Here is a 6093-nt window from a genome sequence, read left to right as displayed (position 1 = left end):
CCGGCATCTCGGAGTCGACCACGCTGCACCGCATCGAAGAAGCGTTTCTACGCAGTGAAGTCGAAGCCGCTGGATTCAAGCTGCTGGCCTCGGGTTCTTTCTTGCGCAACCCAGCCGATCCGCGCGACAAGGAGACGCCCGAGCCCCCCATGCCGAAAGATGAGTTCATCCTGAAGTTCCTCAAGCCCGGCGCTACCGGCGGCTGAGGCCACGCAGGGTATTCAGGCCCAACTGCGTCGCGGCAGTGAATGTCGGCGGACGGTGGCAGGCCAAACGCCCGTGTCGCGGCCGGCTACAGCTGGCGATGCCCGGCAGCGAGTTCCCCGGTTCCACGGCTGGTATAGACCCAGAGGTCGTGCAAGCGAGGCAGGCCCGCGGTGAACGGCGGCTGCAGCCGCACGAAGAGGTTCCAGGGCCAGAACTGGCCGCCATGGGTATGGCCCGAGAGTTGAAGGTGGAAGCCCAATCCGATGGCCGCCATCGCACTGCGCGGCTGGTGCGCGAGCAGCAGCCTCAGGGCCGCGCCGATCGGCGCGCCATGAATCGAGGCCTGGGGATCGCTGCGATGGCGACCTCTGCCGACGCGCGCTACTTCGACACTATCGCCTTGCGCAGCCGCTGCGCAAGGTGCCGAGCCTCGGCTTCGGTCGCGACGTTCGTGAAGCCTGCGAGCAGGCCCTGCGGTCCCTGACCGTCCGGGGCCCACACCGACAAGGCCTGCACCGCGAATCCCGCAGCCTGAGCGCGGCGGGCGAGTTCGGCGTCGGGCTCAGCACGCGTCGATCGGATCACCAGGTGCATGCCTCCCTGACGCTGCTCGACCGTCAGCCCCTCGGGCTCAAGCACGGCCAGCGCCCGCGTGAGTTGTTCGCGACGGCATGCGTAGAGCGTGCGCATCTTCTTCACGTGGCGGGCGAAGTGGCCCTGCTGGAGGAAGTCTGCGACTACGGCCTGGTACAGCTCCGGGCAGCCCGCGTGCAGACTGCGTGCGCTCGCGGCCTCAAAGGCCTCGACCTTCGCCTCGGGCACAACCGCATAGGCGAGTCGCAACCCGGGGAACAGCACCTTGCTGAACGTGCCGAGGTAGATCACACGGCCCTCGGTGTCCAGGCTCTGCAGCGCCGGCAGCGGGTGACCGCCGTAGCGGTATTCGCCGTCGTAGTCGTCTTCCACGATGTGGGCGTCGGCCGTTCGCGCCCAGGCCAGCAGCGCAGCTCTGCGCGCCAGCCCGAGGGCCACGCCGAGCGGACTCTGGTGCGACGGTGTGACGACGGCGAGCCTGGCTCGCCGCGCGCGCCGAACGCCCTCGGCGACGACCAGGCCGTCCTCGTCCACTGGCACCGGCACGACGCGGGCGCCGACACGCGCGAGCACCTGCGCCGTCAACGGGAAGCCGGGTGACTCGATCCACGCTGCGTCACCCGGGCGCAGCGCGACTTCGGTTACCAGCCCGAGCGCAGCCGCATAGGCCGGGACCACGAATACCTGCCGGGCGGTGCAGGCCACATCACGCGAACGCTCCAAGTAGGCCGCGATGGCGGTGCGCAGCGGCGGATGGCCGGCGGGCTCGGGAGGGTCGAACGAGCCGGCAGCGCGCGCCTGACGGGCCACGAGCCGCGCCCACAGCTTGCGGGGAAAGGCGTCGAGCGCGGGCAGGCCCAGGCGTAGCAGGCGGGGATGCGCGGGCAGCGTCGGCGTGACGCCCCTGCAGGACGCCGCCGCGTCGCGCAGGGCCACGTGCGTGCCGTAGGCGACAAAGGTACCCGCTGGCCCGCGTGCCACCAGCCATCCCTCGCCCACCAAGCGGTCATAGGCCGCCTCGGCCGTGCCGCGTGCGATGCCGAGCTCGCTTGCTAGCGCTCTCAGCGAGGGCATGCGCTGGCCAGGCGCGAGCGTGCCATCGGCAATCTGGCGCTTCACGCGCTCGTAGATCTGCTGGTACAGCGGCACTGTCATGGCCTAGTCAATTTATAAGAAAATGGCCCTGGTGATTGTGCCATCCGAGAGCGAAACTGATGGCATTACCATCACCGATACAGCCTGACATGACCACCCCGGACCGAACCTTGCGCCATGCAGAGACCGAGGCCGAGCTGCTCGCCTGCATTCCCGTGATGCGCGAGCTGCGGCCGCAGCTGGACAGCACCGAATCGTTCATCGAACGCGTGCGCATGCAGCACGGCCAGGGCTGGCGGTTGTTGGCCGAGTGGCAGGGCGGCACACCTTGTGCGCTTGCGAGCTACCGCTGGCTGGACAACCTGATCCACGGCCGCTTCATCTACATCGACGATCTCGTCACCACCGAGGCCTCGCGAGGTGGGCGCTCAGGCGAGCGGCTGCTGGCCGAATTGGAGCGCTTCGCGCGCGCGGGTGGCGCCAGCAAGCTGGTGCTCGACACGGGCTTGGCCAACAGCCGCGCGCAGCGCTTCTACTTCCGCTGCGGCCTGCTGGCGACTGGGCTGCATTTCACGAAAGTGCTCGCATGACGGTGGCCGCACGCACCCCCGTGCTCCTCGCACTCGAGTGCAGCGCACGTGGCGAGGCTTCTGTCAGCCGGCAAATGGGACGGCTGCTCACGGCGGCGCTCGCCGAATGCGACCTGCAGATCGAGTTGCGCGCACGTGACCTCGCCGCATTGCCACTGCCCGCGGTATCGGCCGACTTCGCGCAGGCGCTCGTGACGCCGCCCGAGCGCCTCGGTGCGCGCGAGCGCGCATCCTGCGCGCTGTCCGACGAACTCATCGCCGAGCTGGAGCAAACCGACCTTCTGCTTATCACCTCGCCCATGCACAACTACACCGTTCCCGTCGTGCTAAAAGCCTGGATCGACCATGTCGTACGCCGCGGTGCGAGCTTCCGTACCACGCCGCAAGGCAAGGTTGGCCTCCTGCGCGACCGGCCCACGCTCGTGGCCGTTTCGGCTGGCGGCTCGATCTTTGAAGACCAAGCGCAGCAACCAGACTTCTTTCGGCCTTACCTCGCCGCGGTATTGAGGGCGATCGGCATCACAGATGTCCGCTTCGTTGCATTCGAACGCGCAACAGCCCACGCCGACCCGCTGACCGCGGCCGCGCGCTTCACGCGCGAGTGGATCGCGGCGAACTTGCCGGAGGTGTCGGCATGACACGCTCTGTCTTCGTTGCTGGCGCGACGGGCGCCATCGGCGCACCGCTGGTGCGGTTGCTTGTCGAGGCCGGCTGGTGCGTACAGGGCAGCACGCGGCGCACAGACCGCGCTGCGGCGCTGCGTCAGGCCGGTGTCGAGCCGTTCCTTGTCGACGTCTTGGATGCGTCCGCACTGTGCGCGGCGCTCGCGGCTGCGCGGCCCGACGTGGTCGTGCACCAGCTCACCGACCTGCCCGCGGTCCGCACACCCGAGGCGATGAGCGCCGCGATCGGTCGCAACGCACTGTTGCGCAAGGTGGGTACACGCAACCTCGTCGCCGCCACCCTCGCGGCGGGGTGCCGCCGCATGGTGGCGCAGAGCATCACCTGGGCCTACGCCGACGGGCCGCTGCCGCACATGGAGGACGACCCGCTGGACACCGCGGCCACGGAGGAACGCGCCGTCAGCGTTGAGGCCGTGCGCGTGCTGGAGTCACTCGTGCTCGACACGCGCGGACTTGCCGGCACCGTGCTGCGCTACGGTCGGCTTTATGGCCCGGGCACGTGGGCGGTCGACCCTCCGGCCGAGATGCCTCTGCATGTGCACGACGCCGCGTACGCCACGCTCCTTGCGATGGGGCGGCCTGGGGCCACGGGCGCGTTCAACGTGAGCGAGCCTTGTCCACTGCTCGCCGGCGAGAAGGCAGGGCAAGTGCTCGGATGGGCACCTGGCTTTCGATTGCCGGAACGGACCGCGCTTTGCTCGCCTTGAAGAGGCTGCGACTGAGCACGACCCAACTCCGAGCCGTGCACCGAATGGCTGACGATGGAAGGAGTTCGGACGAGGTGCATGCGCACCGTCTGCTGCGAGTCGCTGCGTGCAGCACTGAGTCGAATGTTGGCATCGCGCCAGGCAGACTGATTCATCGCGGTGATCGCAGAGCCTTCGTTGATCGGCCACCGTCAGCACAATGCCTGATGGCTAAAGCTAAGCTAAGAACGCTTCTCATCGAGCTGTTGAGGACTGCGAAGTCATCAACGGGTCGCTATGGAGAGCTTTCCATGGCAACCCAAAACGGAAAGTCAAAGATCCCAAGCCAGTGACCGCTCCGCAGCGTCATGCGCATATCCGCATGATGCAGAGAGTCTCGAGCTGTCGCTCGCCGGGGTTCACAGAAGGACTGTTGATGGCCGACAAGGTGAGGACCGGCCGCGTCAGGAAGCTGACTCTTGTCGCGTGGGACACCCGGCCGGCCAAGGTCAGCTGTCAGCGCAACCCGGCTACTGTGGACCGCCCAAACGTTTCGGCGCGCCGTCGGAGATCACCTGTTTGCGCATGGTGCGGGCCTCAACGGGTCCGGCTGGAGAGTGTCAGTCCAAGAAGACTGGTTGCTGACATTCGAGTATGGCCTGTCGAGTGTCGGCGGTTGCACATAGCTGCCAGCCAGCGTTTCCAAGAGCGGAAGGCCGGTCTATTCAGAAACTTGACGTTCACCAGTCGTCGAGCAGAGGACAACCACTTGCCCTCTGCGTTCGCCGCCCAACGACTGCAACCGAAGGCCGCATACTGACGCTGTCGACCCTGAGTCGTCGGACGGCAACTCGGTTTCAATGGCGGAAAGCGGCCTTCGATCGGTTTTGTCATGACATCGGCACCGAGGTGCAGTTGCGGCCCGCGATCGTCGAGCCATGAGGAGTAGCATCTGAACACTGCTCTTCGTTCGGGAGGTCGTTCCATGAATGCAGCGCGCACCACGATCGCGCGCCTGTCTGCTGGCACTGGCCTCGACGCTCGTAAACGCCCAGGCCACCGACGCGCCCCGCGTTGCCCTCAAGGGCTACGACGTCGTGGCGTATTTCACCGGCAGCAAGGCACAGCCCGGCTCGGCGGATTTCCGCACTGACTTCGACGGCATGCGCTATCAGTTCAGCAGCGCGCAGAACAAGACTGCGTTCGGCGCCAACCCCGACCGCTATCTGCCACAGTTCGGCGGCTACTGCGCGATGGGCGTCGCGCCGCTGCTGAACTCCGCATCGGTAGGTTGAGGGTCCGACGGAAGTCCAGAAAGACCAAAGAAATGATCGAACGATCGGTTCTCGAGCATCAGAACAAAGACGTGGTCGACAGGCGTCACGGAAGCTTCCTTCATGGACTGACAGATTTGCAGCGACGCTGCCTCCCGGTGTCGAGTTGCTGCGACAGCGATTTGTGTTTGCAGCGCGGTCCTTTCCAGCGGCAGTGAGTTTGTCGCGGCCGCAGGGGCGCTCGCTATCGCCCGACCGCTGAGGCCTACGTGATCGCCCGCATTGGCTGAGCATCCCGAGCGGCGCAGATGCCATCAATAGCGACCGACGGCACCCCGGTTCACTCAGGTCGTTCTCAGGAGCACGCCTTTCCGTGATCGGCATGCACCCCGGCCGCCTTGGCTGCTGCTTCGGTCATGTATTCGCCTTGCTTCGTCTTGCCGTAGTACTTGGTGCCGGCACAGTGATAGACCTTCGAGCTGGTGTTGACCCAGACCTGTCCAGGACCGCCGCCAGCGGCTGGCGCCGTCGAAGGTGCCGAGGCTGCAGTCTTCGTGGCGGTAGGTGTTGTCTTTGCCGCGTCGGCAGCGGACGCTGACGCGGCGGTCTTCATCGGCGCTCCAGATCCGCTCGCACCGAACCATTCCTTCACGCCCTTGTGACCCGCACAGGCGCCCTTCTTAGTATCGTTCGTGGTGTAGGAACCGTCCTTGCACATTCCTGTCGACCCGGTCGGTGCAGCCGCTGGTGCCTGAGCGAACACCGTGCTCGAGGCTACGAGGGCAGTGGCGAATGCGAGGGAAAGTCTCATTGAATGCTCAAGTGGTTTGAGTGACTTCGAGTTGTGTCGACGCGGTCTAGCCGTCTAGCCTTGGTGGCTCTCCGCCATCTTGGCCAATGCGATGCTGAGAGCCGCGCCGCCCAGCGTCTTGATCAGACCGGGGTGTTCGGCATAGAACCCGCT

6 protein-coding genes and 2 pseudogenes are annotated in these 6093 nt (G+C 66.2%); 5 read left to right on the top strand and 3 right to left on the bottom strand.

What is annotated here, in order from left to right:
- Positions 1–206, top strand: a pseudogene (locus AC30NL_RS20370) (class I SAM-dependent methyltransferase); the annotation flags it as partial.
- 116 nt (positions 207–322) lie between these two features.
- Here the strand turns inward: AC30NL_RS20370 and AC30NL_RS20365 are convergent.
- Both AC30NL_RS20365 and pdxR read right to left on the bottom strand, forming a co-directional pair.
- Positions 323–568: pseudogene (locus AC30NL_RS20365) on the bottom strand (metallophosphoesterase); the annotation flags it as partial.
- Between the two features lie 20 nt (positions 569–588).
- A complete protein-coding gene (gene pdxR / locus AC30NL_RS20360; RefSeq protein ID WP_489465807.1) occupies positions 589–1956 on the bottom strand; it encodes a MocR-like pyridoxine biosynthesis transcription factor PdxR in 1368 nt (455 codons plus the stop codon).
- Between the two features lie 89 nt (positions 1957–2045).
- On the opposite strand from pdxR, the gene AC30NL_RS20355 reads away from it, so the two are divergent.
- The 4 genes from AC30NL_RS20355 to AC30NL_RS20340 all read left to right on the top strand — a co-directional run bounded on the left by AC30NL_RS20355 (position 2046) and on the right by AC30NL_RS20340 (position 5150).
- The gene (locus AC30NL_RS20355) at positions 2046–2486 is read left to right on the top strand and encodes a GNAT family N-acetyltransferase (RefSeq protein WP_489465806.1); all 441 of its coding nucleotides are present in this window, start codon (positions 2046–2048) and stop codon (positions 2484–2486) included.
- Positions 2483–3124 carry an FMN-dependent NADH-azoreductase gene (locus tag AC30NL_RS20350; protein WP_489465805.1) on the top strand — a complete coding sequence of 214 codons (642 nt, stop codon included), beginning with the start codon at positions 2483–2485 and terminating at the stop codon, positions 3122–3124. The genes AC30NL_RS20355 and AC30NL_RS20350 overlap by 4 nt, the downstream gene beginning before the upstream one ends.
- The gene (locus tag AC30NL_RS20345) at positions 3121–3876 is read left to right on the top strand and encodes an NAD-dependent epimerase/dehydratase family protein (protein WP_489465804.1); all 756 of its coding nucleotides are present in this window, start codon (positions 3121–3123) and stop codon (positions 3874–3876) included. Before AC30NL_RS20350 ends, AC30NL_RS20345 begins: the two co-directional genes overlap by 4 nt.
- Positions 3877–4844: 968 nt before the next feature.
- The gene (locus AC30NL_RS20340; protein WP_489465803.1) at positions 4845–5150 is read left to right on the top strand and encodes a YHS domain-containing (seleno)protein; all 306 of its coding nucleotides are present in this window, start codon (positions 4845–4847) and stop codon (positions 5148–5150) included.
- Between the two features lie 334 nt (positions 5151–5484).
- Here AC30NL_RS20340 and AC30NL_RS20335 read toward each other — a convergent pair whose 3' ends face one another.
- Entirely contained in the window at positions 5485–5940 is a 456-nt protein-coding gene (locus AC30NL_RS20335) for a DUF3761 domain-containing protein (protein WP_489465802.1), read from the bottom strand.
- Positions 5941–6093: the final 153 nt, after the last annotated feature.

This window comes from Rhizobacter sp. (genome assembly GCA_021153565.1).
In the GTDB taxonomy this organism is placed as follows: domain Bacteria; phylum Pseudomonadota; class Gammaproteobacteria; order Burkholderiales; family Burkholderiaceae_C; genus Albitalea.
This window is presented reverse-complemented; position numbering and strand designations above follow the sequence as displayed.

What these genes read in the sequence shown, in the direction of transcription:
- pdxR (WP_489465807.1), bottom strand. Translation starts at nt 1,956, where the DNA reads ATGACAGTGCCGCTGTACCAGCAGATCTACGAGCGCGTGAAGCGCCAG.
- AC30NL_RS20355 (WP_489465806.1), top strand. Translation starts at nt 2,046, where the DNA reads ATGACCACCCCGGACCGAACCTTGCGCCATGCAGAGACCGAGGCCGAG.
- AC30NL_RS20350 (WP_489465805.1), top strand. Translation starts at nt 2,483, where the DNA reads ATGACGGTGGCCGCACGCACCCCCGTGCTCCTCGCACTCGAGTGCAGC.
- AC30NL_RS20345 (WP_489465804.1), top strand. Translation starts at nt 3,121, where the DNA reads ATGACACGCTCTGTCTTCGTTGCTGGCGCGACGGGCGCCATCGGCGCA.
- AC30NL_RS20340 (WP_489465803.1), top strand. Translation starts at nt 4,845, where the DNA reads ATGCAGCGCGCACCACGATCGCGCGCCTGTCTGCTGGCACTGGCCTCG.
- AC30NL_RS20335 (WP_489465802.1), bottom strand. Translation starts at nt 5,940, where the DNA reads ATGAGACTTTCCCTCGCATTCGCCACTGCCCTCGTAGCCTCGAGCACG.